Here is a 14,457-nt window from a genome sequence, read left to right on the forward strand (position 1 = left end):
AATACCCTTATAAACAAACTTTTATTTTAAATTATTCACATACCTCCCGCAGTCACTCGGCTAAAGCCGAGTGACTGCCTAGCTGTAGGCCTCTGGCCGGCAGCATGCAACCCCCTAGCGGATCGGAGAACAATTTTCCTAAATGAAACGTACTTGTTAATACTGGCCAGAAGCCTACCAGACTATAGCGTCACTCTGCTAAAGCCGAGCGACTGCGAGGGACCACTGGTGCAAGATTCCATCTCGTTCCTACCCTAAGGCAGGTTCCATCTGCCATTATCTCTCAACAATCAGTCAAGCTTGCGGAAGGTTTGATTGCTTTAAGGTCTTCAATTATCTATTTTAAACAGCTTTTCATAATTATAAATTTATCTTACCAGCGTATAACAAAAACTCCCGCTGAGTTCTTACAGCAGGAGTTTTTGTATGAAGAAACCTTAGTATTTTAAAAATCACTTACAAAATCTTAACTGAAACATCACGAAAACGAGTCAGTAATTGCTGTAACAATTGACTCTTGCAGGAGGCTTCTGTATAAATGCTGCTTACCCAGACGATAATCTTTAATTCAATAGCATCTGCTGCTAATGAATTAATATAAATCTCTGGCTGGCTGTTTTTAACGGTATCTTTAATTTTTCTAATTTCTTCTTTGATGATTTTTTTAACCTGATCGAGGTCAGCGTCGGCATTGATTTTGATGATAATTTCACTTTTCAAGTAAGGATTATCTCCCGTCCAGTTCACTAGCCGGCCTGATAATAAATCACCATTAGGAATGACTACTTCCGATCCCTGGGGAGTGAGCATAATACTGGACCGGATTCCGATGTCTTTAACTTTTCCTTTTTTATCAGCTAATTCCACATAATCACCAATAGAAAAAGGTTTTTCAAATATTAATATAATTCCAGAAACAAAGTTATTAACGATATTCTGCATCCCTAAACCAATCCCTACACTCAAGGCACCCAGCACAACCGTCAATCGGTCCAGAGGAACGCCAGAAGCAGTAATAGCCATCAGAATACCAACAATGATGATCACTAATCGCACCAGAACCAGTTTCGAACTTTTCCGCTGATTTTGCTCGTCAAACGTAATATTACTTTCTCCAAATAAGATTCCGATATGCTTCTGTAGTAAGTTTGACAAATACACAATAATCACAAAAAACAGAACATTACCCAGTGTAAAAGTAATGCTACCGAATGTTCGTGATTTGCTTAACACCATGTCTAAAAATGCAAAAGTCTGATTCGAGATGTTCAGATTAATGACCAGTACTAATAACCATAAGAGTACGGCTATAAAGGATAATACTCGCTTCGCCGTGGCACGTACTCTATTAATGTTAACTCTGGAAAATAAACCATCTGAACAGGAGCTTAGCTTAATCTGTAAATCCAGCCCTTCGGTTAGTACTTTTACAAAATAGGCTAATCCAACCATCTGAGTTAACCCAATGACGGCTGTAATACTGAAAATTTTAGACAGGCTCAATCGTCCAAAGATGTTCGTTACAACAGCCAGAATATTAAGCCCCAGGTAAAGAATGGCAACCGGACGAATAAAGTTTTCGCCAAACTGAGCTTCTTTGAGCTTTCGGTACGAAGTGAAGCCCTGATAAAGGAAGCCTATGTTTAAAGCAATCAATGTCAGTCGCAGGAATATTCCATCACGAACGAGAATATTAACGACCACTAATACAATGTAAAGACCAACAATGGTAAGCCAGTGCGTCAGGTCGGATTTTGAGATTTTCTTCCAGATATGTCCCGTTATGACTACTAATAAAAGGAATTGTGTCAGCTCAATGTATAAGGAAGGAGAATCAGATTCGAAAAACGGAACCAGATTAAGTACTACAATTAAGGTTGCAACGATGGGAATGGGTTTGATGGCTTCGTAACTGGATTTTTCCAGTTGCTGTTTTATTTCCAGTTGACGAACCTTTTTAAAAGTACGATTGATCCAGATAAAAAAGGCAATACCAACCAGAATCAAAACGGCTCGGTTATCCCAGGATGATCCTATGAAATAGCTTAAGATCTTTCGTTGACCTAAATAAGAATTCTTAAAAAATGATTGAACGCTGTCATGGTCTGAGAATGTTGGAGCCGACCAAATAAAAGGAGATTCTTTGTTAAAGATACTGCCAACAGAACTATTTAAACGTTCATCAATCAGGGCCTGTAAATCGGTAACTGCCAGGTTATATGACGAAACTTCTGCCAATAATTTACTAACTGAATCTAAATGGGCCGTAGCTGTTTTTCCGGAGTGTTGCAATCTCCTTTTTAACTCCGTTACCTGATTATTAAATAATTTACGGGCACTACTGTCTCGGTCATTAACGGTTAAAAGTGAGTCATTACTTAACGTGACCAGGTTCTCCGTACTTCGTTGCAAATCATTACTGGATTTGGTTAATGACTTTTGCCAGTTGGCTAACTTAGTTTGGGCATCTTTTAGAATCAGTCGATAATTGAGTAAATCTTTACTATCAATTATCTTATTACCTGCATTTAAATCATCCTTGATTGGATCAATACTTTCTTCTACTTCTGTTAATCCCTGTTTTATTTTGGATATACCGTATCCTTTCTTGTTTGAAGCATTTATCTCCGTCACAGCAGCCTGTGCTTTTTGTAATTTAAAGAGTAAGGTATCGGGTATGGAGTAAGCCGTATCTCCTTTAGTCAATGCACTAGTCTGGGCTGAAACCATCGGACTTTGGAATAATCCGATCAGACAGAAGATTATACCTAAGAGATAATATTTGTACTGCATCTTTCTTTGGGGTACTAACGTACGTTGATTACATACCTTCATAAGCATTGGATCATGTTGGGAACAAACTATTCTTCTATCAGGATTCATACCCAAAAAAACTGTACAAACAATGGGTAATTTCAGGAAAAATGATTGACAATATTTACTTAAATTCCTGAATTACAGTATATTATAATTAAAGTTCTAATACTATTGCTTTTAAAGGACTGCCAGCCGATCCATTGAAAGTTGGCTTTTTGCAACTACCTGCCTTCTGCCGTATATACTTAATGTTATTTAGGTTTTTTTATAAATATTAAGTAATAAATACTATTCAATCAATGTTGATTTAGCTACTACCTATTTTAATAAAAAAAGAGCCCGCAGGCTCTTCAAGTTAAGTAATACTAACTTTAAAATTTAGTGTAAGAAGTTCTTAACTTTATAATATAGATTCGAACTTCAGTTTAAAGTAATGTTCAACTCATACGAATAGTTACAAACCGTTAGAAACAAAGCTTTTGATGGTTGTTGTTCTGACTACCTCACTACAGTAGAGAAGCAAGGCCTCTTCATCTAAAATATGCCAAAGTTTGTATTCAGAATTTTGCTGAATATGGTGGGCTACCGAATAAGAAACCGCACTGGTAAGATCTCCAATCAATCTAACTCGATCAACAACTCCATCTAATCCTTTGGAAACCAATAAGGTCTTAGCCCAAAACTTCCCAGTCTCAATAATTGCAGCGTTTTCTATTCCCTTTTTTAACTGGTCGATTTTTTCACTCGTCCAGATATCCTTATGATAGGATACTGCACTTTTGGTTGCTATGTGCCGGGTATCAATGGTTGATAAGACTTCGGCTAATTTTTGTCTTTGATCTGAATTTAACATGGGCAAATCTATTTGGATATACAATCATAATAAAATAATTATATGTTAACAACCATTTCTTTACTTAATCGTAATGTTGATAAGTATTCGCGATCACTATGGTATTTTTATGAAATTATTTAGTTAGCAATAGATATTAAAAATAAGTAAAAATACTTACATTATTGATAAAAATAATTTAAATAAAATTTATATTTCCTTTCTATGTTTTCTAATTAATTGAGTTGTATCTTTTTATCCGCAACTAAGCAACCTACCTAAATAACCGTATTAATTGCAGCAAAATGAGCTTTGCCCCTCCCTCCGAAGAAGCTAATGGTTTTCTTCATTTCAAGCACTATCAGACTGCACTGGAATCCGCTAATATTGGTATTATTGACATAAATTTTTCCTCTCAAAAAATAAGAGTTAATCATACGGGGCAACGTATTCTGGGTAATAACTCAGCGTCCGTATTTAGTATTGAAGCGTTCCTGTCCATAATTTCCCAGGAAGATCTCATTGAAGTTAGTGAAGTACTTTTTTCCAAAACTAGCCCTTCCCGAAAACAGAGTATTGATCTGACTTTCAGAATCAGTCATACGAATCACTTCCAATGGATTCAGATCAAAGGTCAGCGATTTAGTCAGCCAGTAGCTTGTTTCAGTGGTATTATTCAAAACGTTACTGAACAGAAAAACGCCCTTCAAACCATCGAGGAAAAAGCTTTTCTTTTTGATGAACTGGGTAATCATTCGGCCATTGGTATCTGGATAGCCAATGCGGAACCTTCCACTACTTTCATTAGTGAAAAGTGGGTAGAGTGGACCGGTAGGCCCTATGAAGATCACTTAGGCATTGGCTGGTTAGATTGCATCATCGACGAGGATCGGGAGCCGTCTAAGGATAAATTCATCGCAGATTTTCTGGCTCAGCGTACGCACAAAAATGAGTTCACCATTCGGCATACAGACGGTACATTAAGATCCATCGATTGCAGCGGAACCCCTCAGTTTAACGCCGATGGAACGTTTAAAGGGTATCTAGGGACAGTCATTGACATTACCAAACGGGTGAATGCTCAGAAACAGCTTCACCTTCGGAATGAGCAGTTTAATGATCTGATTACCCAGGCTCCTTTCCCCATTGGACTTTATACCACCGAAGCTATCGTTATTGAGTTAGCCAATGAAGCTCTGCTGAAAATGTGGAGTAAGGATGAATCCATTATTGGGAAGACGCTTCACGAGGCCTTACCGGAGTTACACGGTCAACCCTTCGAAGCCATCCTGAAACAGGTGTACCAAACCGGAATTGCCTACGAAACCCAGGAGCAGCGAACAGACCTGCTGGATGGAAACGTGATTCGACCGTACTGGTTTAAATTTACGTACAAGCCTCTTTTCAATGCAGAAGGTAAGGTCTGGGCCATTATTCACATGGCCGCTGACATTACCTCACGGGTTTTGGCTCGCGAACAGATTGCAGATGCAGAAGCGAATCTGCGTCTGGCTATCGATACGGCTGACCTCGCCACCTGGCAGTACAGCCCCGTTACCGATAAAGTCTATGCGTCGGAACGGTTTCAGCGGTGGTTTGGCCTCAAGAATTCCGTTTCGGATCTGGTTTCTTTTCTGAATTCCGTTGCTCCTGCGGATCAATCGCGAATCTCTTACGCTATTCAGGCCGCCTTGCTTTCGTCGGCAACTTTTGACGAGGAATTCACCAGCGTAGATGCAGAAACGGGTCGGGTACGGGTTATTCATGCCCAAGCTCGTTCGCTCGCGGACGAGGAAGGGAATACGTACTTGCTTACGGGATTGGCTCAAAATATTACCAATCAGCGGGTAGTTAAAAACGAACTTGAACGGTTGGTGAAAGAGCAAACCGAAGCTCTGCGAATGAGTAACTATGAACTTCAGCAAACCAATGAAAGTCTGAAACAATTTGCTTTTATTGCGAGTCATGATTTGCAGGAACCTTTGCGTAAAATCCAGTCCTTCATTAGTTTACTTTACAACACAGACGTAGAACGGCTGACGGTAAAGGGGGCCAGTACCTTGTCTCGAATTCATGCTTCGGCGAACCGAATGTCTTCGTTGATTAATGACTTGCTGACATTTTCCGGGCTAACCATCAAGGACGTGCCGATGGCTCCGCTTCCCCTGAAAGATTTGATCAACGATATATTGGAAGACCTGGACAATGCGATAGATCCGAATGCCACAACCATTACTATTCAGTCACTTCCAGTCGTTTGGGGCAATGCGTCTCAGTTGACCCAGCTCTTTCAGAATTTACTGACCAATGCCATTAAATTTAGTCGTCCGGGTGTTATGAATCATATTACCATCGACTGCGGCAAAGTGTCGCCTGAAGAAGTGAGTTCCATTGAGGGATTGAATCCCCGACGTTCGTATAACTGGATTGATGTAAGTGATGAGGGCATTGGCTTTGATTCGGAATATGGAGACCGGATTTTTTCAAATGTTCCAGCGATTACACAGCAAAGACCAATACGAGGGTACCGGAATTGGGCTGGCCGTTTGTCGCAAAGTCGTTGAAAATCATCAGGGTATTATCACGGTCAGCAGTGTTCTGAACGAGGGTGCGACCTTTCGGGTATACCTTCCTGAAACGCCACCCATCAGGCAGGCCACAGCCCTGGTTTGATATTTTATTTAGTGATATTGACTGTAAATCCGGCAGATGCCTTTTTTTTGCATAAAATTCAATGTATCCCTTTTGATCCAATAACAATGGCTTACTCAGAAGATCCTTCTCATAACGAAAGCAGTCACCGCACCGCCGTTGGCGTAGTCGTTATTTTCCTTGTCCTGCTCGCTCTTATCATCCTGCCTGTGTTTGACTTCAGCGAAACACCCCCAACGCCACGTACGACAACGGGTGACGTAGCGATTGAAGCTAAAAACCCAGATCAGCCGACCGCAGATAAACACGATTAAGCACGTTCAATGATAGCTTATAAAAAGAGCCAGTCTTTTGGATAAGACTGGCTCTTTTTGTGCAGGTTGACAACCCCTTACATCTGTTTTTTCTTCTTCTTTTTAACCTTCGATAAGCGTTCTTCTTCTTCTTTAATCAAGCTTCGCCAGTCGGTATTTTTTTCTGCCTCAACGCTTAAATCAAGCGTTGCTTCGTAATCAGATTCCTCGATCGTCAATACCTTAATGGGTTTGGTTAAATAAGTTTCGATTTCTTTTAAAATCGGCCGTTCTTCCGTGCTACAAAATGAAACAGCGTTTCCTCGATTGGTTCCCCGACCCGTTCTTCCTACCCGGTGCACGTAGTTTTCAGCCTGTTCGGGTAAATCGTAATTAACCACGTAATCGACATTGGCAATATCAATTCCCCGGGCACTTACATCCGTAGCAATCAGGATTTTTGTTTCTCCTTTTCTAAACTGATTTAATACTTCCAGACGGTCGGTTTGTTCTTTACCACCGTGAATGGTCTGGCTGTGGATATTCACCCGTTCCAGAGCTTTACTTACCCGTTCAGCCCGAACTTTCGTACGGACGAAAACGAGCATTTTCTTTTCGGGTTGCTCGTTAATGAGACGTTCCAGAAAGAAGCGTTTGTCATCCATTTCTACGAAAGCAACGGCATGGTCAATGTTCTTGGAAACAGGATCTTTGGGAGAAATCTGAATCCGAATGGCGTTCGTTACCAGGGAATACGCTAAATCTTTAATCGTCTCATTAATCGTGGCTGAGAAAAATAAAGTTTGCCGTTTCTTGGGCAGATATTTAATCAAATCCTGAATATCCTTGATAAAACCCAAATCCAGCATATGATCCGCTTCATCCAGAATCAGGATTTCCACAGCATTCATCTTAATATAGCCCTGACTAGCCAAATCGAACATTCGTCCCGGCGTAGTTACCAGAATATCAATACCTTCCTGTAGCTTTTCAATCTGAGGCCCCTGTTCTACACCGCCGAAAGTACAGAACGATTTTACTTTGGAATGGTGACCAATTTGTTGAAAAACTTCGGTAATCTGTAAGGCCAATTCCCGGGTCGGCACCATTACAATACATTTAATACCCGTGCTTTTCTTGGTGAATTTACGCTCGTGAATTTTGCTAATCACGGGGATAGCAAAAGCCGCTGTTTTCCCCGTTCCCGTCTGAGCAATAGCCAGCACGTCCTCTCCTTTCAGAATGGGAGGAATGGATTTAAATTGAATGTCCGTAGGTCGTTTAAAGCCGAGTTTCGTCAGACTTTTCTTGATTTCGGGAGCTATGTGATAATCGTCAAATTTCATGTTTTGTCTTCAATTGTCTGTTTGCAGTTTTCAATGACCCCTCACTAGGATTACCCTGTAGCTGTTCGTTTCCAAATGGATAGTAGCTTTAAGAATCTTTCCATACTGATACCCGCTTTTTCCGCTGGCATCAACCAGCTACAATCACGCTCATTCTCTGTTTCCAGACGGTTAATAACTTTAAAAATCTTTCCTTACCGATGCCAGCTTTTTCGCTGGCATCAACCAGCCACAATCGTGCTCATTCTCTGTTTCCAGACGCTAGTTACTTTAAAAATCTTTCCATACTGATACCAGCTTTTCCGCTGGCATCAACCAGCTACAATCACGCTCATTCTCTGTTTCCAGAACGCTAGTTACTTTAAAAATCTTTCTATACCGATGCCAGCTTTTTCGCTGGCATCAACCAGCTACAATCACGTTCATTCTCTGTTTCCAGACGGTTAATAACTTTAAAAACCTTTCCTTACCGATGCCCGCTTTTCGCTGGCATCAACCAGTTACAATCGTGCTCATTCTCTGTTTCCAGACGCTAGCAACTTCAAGAATCATTACAAAAAGCATTAATCCAAGGTTTCTAAATACAATTCTTCCACCTTTTTACGAGCCCAGGGCGTTTTTCTTAAAAAGACCAGACTCGATTTAATACTAGGATTATGCGTAAAACACTTAATCCGAATTCGCAGACCCAGCTGATCCCAGCCGTAATAATCAACTAAATGAAATAAAATCATCTGCAAAGTCTTGCCATGTAAGGGATCTTGCATTGAGTTATGTGTTTGGGGTTTAGAGTTTTGGGTTTAGGGTTTGAGTAAGACTATACTCAGAATAGTATTGACATGATTCAAATCGTTCACTAAGCAAGCCTCCAGAAGCCCTCTAACGAAGCCACTCAAAACCCTAAACCCAAAACTCTAAACAATTAACAATCCATTTTCGCGGAGTTTTTCTCCGGTTGCTGAGGTTAGGAAACGGTCAAAACTGCCCATTCCTTTGCTCTCGTAATCCTGTCTTATCTTTTCCAGAGCCATGGGTTCCTGAGCTTTGACTTGCAGCAGTGGTAACACCTCTTGTAACCACTGCCCTTCTACGGCTCGGGTTTCTAGCCCCCACTCCTGCTTACGATCATAAAAAACAACTTCAGCTCGCTGAACGACCCGTTTCCGCTGCATTTCTTCGTAAAAAGTTACGGAAGGCTCCTTACCTAACCAAATCGCCCAGGCGTTCGGACGAAATTCATCGGCGGGTTCTTCCAGACTGCTTTGTATAAAATCCGGGGATATGGTGGTTTCCGGCACCTCAAAATCAAACCAGTCCTGCAAGGGAAACTCGAAACAAACCCCGTGCATGTAGTTGAACAGCGATTTGCGTAATCCCTCCGCAAATAGGTCGTGGTCAGCTCCGTTAGGGTCGGCGTGATCCAGGTCATTGTCGGCAAAACCGCCAAAATCTGGCCCAATCCGTTGTACATCAAAGGCCATGGGCTGTAAGCCTACCGGGCTATGAGCCGTCATGGCAAAGCGATGCCAGAAGCCCGACTGCACTACGCCCGACTCGAATAACTGCCGCACCATTTCCAGCGAATCAATAGTCTCCTGAGTCGTTTGCGTGGGAAAGCCGTACATCAGATACGCATGCACCATAATTCCGGCCTGCGTAAAGTGATCCGCGACACGAGCCACCTGAGCCACCGTCACTCCTTTTTTCATTCGTTCCAGCAGCCGGTCAGAAGCGACTTCCAAACCACCTGAGACAGCAATGCATCCAGAGGCTTTCAGTAACTGGCACAAGTCAGCGGTGAAGCTTTTTTCGAAACGAATATTCGTCCACCAAACTACGGTCAGCTTCCGTCGGATAATCTCCAGGGCCAGGTCACGCATTAAGGCTGGCGGAGCGGCTTCGTCCACAAAATGGAATCCGTTTTGACCCGTTTGTTCAATGATCTCCTCAATGCGATCACATAACAAAGAAGCCGTTAGCGGTTCGTAACGTTTGATATAATCGAGCGTTACATCGCAAAACGAGCATTTTCCCCAGTAACAACCATGAGCCAGCGTCAGCTTGTTCCAGCGACCGTCACTCCAGAGTCGGTGCATGGGGTTAACCACTTCAATTACCGACAAATAATCATTGAGTGGTAACTCTCGGTAATCGGGCGTTCCGGTATCTCGCTGAGCCACATCACGTTCGCGGGTGCCGTTCAGGTAATGAACCTTTCCATCCACGAGCGTAAATACCCGCTTTAACTGATCAATCGAACGATTTCCCGCCAGGTATTCCAACAAATGCAACAAGGGAGCTTCGCCGTCGTCAAGGGCTACGAAATCCAGATATTCGAAAACTCGGGTTTCTTTTAGAGAACGTAACTCCGTATTAGCATAGCCGCCACCCATCACCACTTTAATGTCCGGGTAATGGGTTTTAAGATACTTTCCACACTTCAAAGCACCGTACAAATTTCCCGGAAACGGAACCGTCAAACAAACCACCGTGGGTTGCCATTGCTGGATTTTCTCTTCCAGTAAATCCGTCAGAATCGTTGAAATCTGCGTATCGGGAGCCTGCAAGGCTTCGTGTAACTCATCAAAATGCGTGGCTGAGCGACCTAACCGTTCGGCATAACGACTAAATCCAAAATGTGGATCGACGGCTTCGGTAATCAAATCGGCCAGATCTTCGAGGTATAAAGTCGCAAAATGGCGGGCCTTATCGTGCGTTCCCATCGTCCCAAAAGCCCAGTCCAGATCATCTAGCTGGCTAAATCGGGAGGCTTCGGGTAAATAATTCCGGTCACAAATGGCATGAGCCAGCGTTGGATTCTTATTTTGAAGAAATCGGATAACCGGGTTAATCGTCTGAATATATTCGTCCCGAAGGGAGTAAATCCGGTAACTGTTATCCGAAAGCTCAATGTCATCAGAAGCCACCAGAGCATCGAACAAGGTGCGTAAACCCTGGGTCGAAAAAAGCCGGAGAATCACTTCAATGCCCAAATCGGCCTGATGTGATTCTATGTTTTTAGTATTCAAAAAGCCTTTCAGGTACGCCGTAGCTGGGTACGGGGTATTTAACTGCGTGAAAGGCGGGGTGATGAAGAGAACTCGTTGTGTCAAGGTGCTGCTACGTTGGCCATGCAAAGGTACGCTTTTCCGGGTTAACGAAACAGCGGGAAATTGATTCCAAATAAATGCTATCTTTAAGCATCCCTTTGTAAACCTACTTTCCTCTCATCCGATGCTTACGTTTTTACGCCTCCCAAAAGGGCTCTTCCTGATTCTGTTTTTTCTCCTGAAATCAGGCATTTCTTCCGCACAAAAATTTACTCTGGAAGCCATCAAATCCTACCCTTTTCCCAACGAGCTAACGGCGTCGGCTCAGGGTTCGAAAATTGCCTGGGCTCTGAACGAACAGGGTCGGCGAAATGTGTACGTGGCCGAAGGCCCTGCCTTTACGGCCCGAAAACTTACGGACTACACTAAAGATGATGGCCAGGAAATCAGCAGTTTAGCCATTTCATCGGATGGAAAATGGGTAGTTTACGTCAAAGGGGGCGATCACGGTTCTAACTGGGACTCGAACGTCGGCGTTAACGTCGATCACCTTCCCCTACCTCCCCGCGTTGAAATCTGGGCCGTACCCTTTGCAGGCGGCGTGCCGAAGCTATTAAGTGAGGGAGACATGCCCATTATTTCCTCCTAAAAGCGACGCCGTTGCTTTCATTAAGAACGGACAGGCCTGGTCGGTACCCCTTACTGGCTCGACGCCCGCTAAAAATCTTTTTAATAGCAGAGGTGGAACCTATGGACTGGAATGGTCCCCCGATGGATCAAAACTGGTGTTTGTGTCGGATCGCGGCGATCATTCGTTGATTGGTGTCTATACTAATCCAGAGTCACCGATTCAATGGATAGCTCCTTCCTTTGCAAACGACCGTACCCCCCGCTGGTCGCCCGATGGCAGTAAAATTGTTTTCGTTCGTACGCCCGGCACAGGTGGCGTTCCCGATTCCATTCTGGTTCGGAAACATCGCCCCTGGGCCATTATGGTTGCGGAGGTAGCTTCGGGTAAAGCTACTCAACTCTGGAAAGCCCCGAAAACGCTGGCGGGTTCTATTCCCACGATAAACGGTGGGTTTAACCTCCATTGGGCGGCTAAAAATCGTATTGTTTATCTGTCCTACGAAGACGGCTGGCCCCATCTGTATTCCATTCCAGCGACGGGCGGTACTCCTCTGTTATTAACGCCGGGCCACTTTATGGTGGAACACATCAGGCTCAGCCCCAACGGACAGGTATTAACCTTTAGTGCCAATACAGGCCCAGACCCACTGGATATCGATCGTCGGCACGTGGCTAAAGTGTCGGTAGATCAAGCTAATATGAGTGTATTAACTCCTGGAACGGGACTGGAATGGACGCCTGTCATTACCGGAGACCATGCTTCCATCGCTCTCATCAGTGCCACTGCTCAGCGACCTCCCCTTCCGGCTGTTATGCCTCTAACTGGCAATTCGCTCAAGTTAATAGGTTCATCCCAACTACTTCCTTCCTTTCCGCAGTCGGCTTTAGTTACCCCTAAACAGGTGGTTTTTACTACACCCGACGGTTTTAAGGTATACGGCCAGTTATTCGAGCCTGCGGGTAACTCGTCCGAGAAAAAACCAGCGATTGTCTACGTCCACGGCGGTCCGCAGCGACAGATGTTACTAGGCTGGCATTATTCCGATTATTATGCCAATGCTTACGCCACTAATCAATACTTAGCCAGCTTGGGATTTGTAGTTTTATCCGTCAATTACCGACTAGGCATTGGGTATGGCTATGAATTTCATCAGCCCGAACGAGCAAGTACCAACGGAGCTTCTGAATACATCGATATTAAGGCGGCGGGTGAATGGCTGGCAAAACAGTCATTTGTCGATCCGAGCCGGATTGGCATTTATGGCGGCTCTTACGGTGGTTACCTCACCGCCATGGCTCTGGGACGGGATTCTAAGCTCTTTGCAGCCGGAGTTGATATACACGGTGTGCATGATCGTACTGCCGATCGATCTCTGCTTAGCCGTTATGAAAAAGCTCCCGATGCTGAACGGGCCGCTCAAACCGCCTGGGAATCCTCCCCCATAGCTTACGTGAATACCTGGACCTCTCCCGTATTAATCATTCACGGCGACGATGACCGAAATGTTCGGGTAAATCAGAGTACCGATCTGATTCAGCGACTGGAAGCTAAAGGAGTGGAAATGGAGACGATGATTATAGTCAATGATACCCACCACTGGATGAAACATGCCCATTCACTACAGGCAGGGCGTGCGACGGCTGAGTACTTCCAGCGGAAACTGAAAAGCAACAAGTAATATAACTTATAAATGGATTATCAGAATCCCTTACTGGCGGCAGACCAGTAAGGGATTTTGTTTAGGAACTCTTTATTAAAATCAAATTCATGCAACATTCCTTTTAAAGCGGGGTTATTAGATTGGCCTTCAAAGAGGAGGCTGCCTCGACTACCCTTCCAAAACTATCTACATAACACTGAATTTATGTTTGTGCAACGCAATTTGAAGTGGAGCATCATCGTCCACTATACCTGGAGGAGCATGATTTACTACTTCGCTCTTTCCTTCAGTGTTTACCTGCTTCACGATTATTACGACCTTTTTCATCTTCATTTACCCTTTAGTACCATCACGGCTTTAAGCACGGCCTTATCGATCTTCTTAGGTTTCAAGAATAATAACGCTTACGATCGCTGGTGGGAAGCCCGCCAAATCTGGGGTTTACTAGTCAACTACAGCCGAGCCTGGACCCGTGAGATTTTAACCATGATTATCCCTACGGAAGAAAGTGAACGGGAAGAGGTTCGACAATTTCAACGCCGAATGGCCAATCGACACATGGCTTACGTGCATGGCTTACGGGTATTTTTGCGTAAAAAAAATAAATATATTAAAACCGACGTAGAGGAGATTTACGAAGAAAGTAACGAATATTCAGATACAGAATCATTTTTAAGTCAGAACGAATACCGAGCCTTCACTAAAACCAATAACCCTCCCAATTACCTGATTAATCTACAAGGCGATGATTTAAGAGAGGCGTATGAAAGAGGCTGGTTAACCGATTATCGATTTACGAAGCTCAGCGAAACCCTCACGGAATTTAATAACATTCAGGGACGCTCCGAACGAATCAAAAATACACCCTTCCCCCGACAGTATAGTTTCTTCTCAAGGATATTCGTTTTTATTCACGCCTCTTTATTACCTTTTGTTTTCGTGGATGAAATTGGCTGGTCCAGTATACCTATCTCCATTATTATTTCCTTCGTCTTTTTATGTCTGGATCAGTTAGGTGAACGCATTGAGGATCCTTTTGAAAATCGAGCCGAAGGCACTCCACTTACGTCCATAAGTTTAGGCATTGAAACTCTGGTAAAGGAACATTTAGGCGATACCAACTTCCCCGTTCAGAAGCAGCCCGAAGATGGCATTGTCCTGTAATAGAAGAGCCTT

Annotated in this window: 11 protein-coding genes; 6 read left to right on the top strand and 5 right to left on the bottom strand. The window is 43.4% G+C overall.

Going from position 1 to position 14,457, the window contains the following annotated elements; all coding sequences use genetic code 11:
* Positions 1 to 456 precede the first annotated feature (456 nt).
* Together QE390_RS18135 and QE390_RS18140 are read right to left on the bottom strand one after the other, a co-directional pair.
* Entirely contained in the window at positions 457 to 2,793 is a 2,337-nt protein-coding gene (locus QE390_RS18135; RefSeq protein ID WP_307143209.1) for a mechanosensitive ion channel family protein, read from the bottom strand.
* 478 nt (positions 2,794 to 3,271) lie between these two features.
* Complete coding sequence (locus QE390_RS18140; protein WP_307143210.1) at positions 3,272 to 3,670, bottom strand: hypothetical protein; 399 nt, start codon at positions 3,668 to 3,670, stop codon at positions 3,272 to 3,274.
* Positions 3,671 to 3,954: 284 nt separating this feature from the next.
* Here QE390_RS18140 and QE390_RS18145 point away from each other — a divergent pair, with 284 nt between their 5' ends.
* The 3 genes from QE390_RS18145 (at position 3,955) to QE390_RS18150 (ending at position 6,615) form a co-directional block, all read left to right on the top strand.
* Positions 3,955 to 6,213, top strand: coding sequence for a PAS domain S-box protein (locus QE390_RS18145; protein WP_307143211.1), 2,259 nt, complete (start codon positions 3,955 to 3,957; stop codon positions 6,211 to 6,213).
* Complete coding sequence (locus QE390_RS24780; RefSeq protein ID WP_373424547.1) at positions 6,137 to 6,322, top strand: ATP-binding protein; 186 nt, start codon at positions 6,137 to 6,139, stop codon at positions 6,320 to 6,322. Before QE390_RS18145 ends, QE390_RS24780 begins: the two co-directional genes overlap by 77 nt.
* Positions 6,323 to 6,408: 86 nt before the next feature.
* Positions 6,409 to 6,615 (top strand): hypothetical protein, encoded by a 207-nt coding sequence (locus QE390_RS18150; RefSeq protein ID WP_307143212.1) that lies wholly within the window; start codon positions 6,409 to 6,411, stop codon positions 6,613 to 6,615.
* Between the two features lie 77 nt (positions 6,616 to 6,692).
* Here QE390_RS18150 and QE390_RS18155 read toward each other — a convergent pair whose 3' ends face one another.
* The 3 genes from QE390_RS18155 to QE390_RS18165 all read right to left on the bottom strand — a co-directional run bounded on the left by QE390_RS18155 (position 6,693) and on the right by QE390_RS18165 (position 11,053).
* Positions 6,693 to 7,940: a DEAD/DEAH box helicase gene (locus tag QE390_RS18155; RefSeq protein WP_307143213.1), complete on the bottom strand. Its 1,248-nt coding sequence runs from the start codon at positions 7,938 to 7,940 to the stop codon at positions 6,693 to 6,695.
* Between the two features lie 563 nt (positions 7,941 to 8,503).
* Positions 8,504 to 8,707 carry a VF530 family protein gene (locus QE390_RS18160; RefSeq protein WP_307143214.1) on the bottom strand — a complete coding sequence of 68 codons (204 nt, stop codon included), beginning with the start codon at positions 8,705 to 8,707 and terminating at the stop codon, positions 8,504 to 8,506.
* 147 nt (positions 8,708 to 8,854) lie between these two features.
* Positions 8,855 to 11,053 (bottom strand): radical SAM protein, encoded by a 2,199-nt coding sequence (locus QE390_RS18165; protein ID WP_307143215.1) that lies wholly within the window; start codon positions 11,051 to 11,053, stop codon positions 8,855 to 8,857.
* A 121-nt stretch (positions 11,054 to 11,174) separates the two neighbouring features.
* Here QE390_RS18165 and QE390_RS18170 point away from each other — a divergent pair, with 121 nt between their 5' ends.
* The 3 genes from QE390_RS18170 to QE390_RS18180 all read left to right on the top strand — a co-directional run bounded on the left by QE390_RS18170 (position 11,175) and on the right by QE390_RS18180 (position 14,445).
* Positions 11,175 to 11,639: a hypothetical protein gene (locus QE390_RS18170; protein WP_307143216.1), complete on the top strand. Its 465-nt coding sequence runs from the start codon at positions 11,175 to 11,177 to the stop codon at positions 11,637 to 11,639.
* Positions 11,608 to 13,299 carry a prolyl oligopeptidase family serine peptidase gene (locus QE390_RS18175; protein ID WP_307143217.1) on the top strand — a complete coding sequence of 564 codons (1,692 nt, stop codon included), beginning with the start codon at positions 11,608 to 11,610 and terminating at the stop codon, positions 13,297 to 13,299. Before QE390_RS18170 ends, QE390_RS18175 begins: the two co-directional genes overlap by 32 nt.
* Positions 13,300 to 13,485: 186 nt before the next feature.
* A complete protein-coding gene (locus QE390_RS18180) occupies positions 13,486 to 14,445 on the top strand; it encodes a bestrophin family protein (protein WP_307143218.1) in 960 nt (319 codons plus the stop codon).
* The last annotated feature ends 12 nt before the right edge of the window (positions 14,446 to 14,457 follow it).

This window comes from Siphonobacter sp. SORGH_AS_1065 (assembly GCF_030818595.1).
Lineage (GTDB): Bacteria > Bacteroidota > Bacteroidia > Cytophagales > Spirosomataceae > Siphonobacter.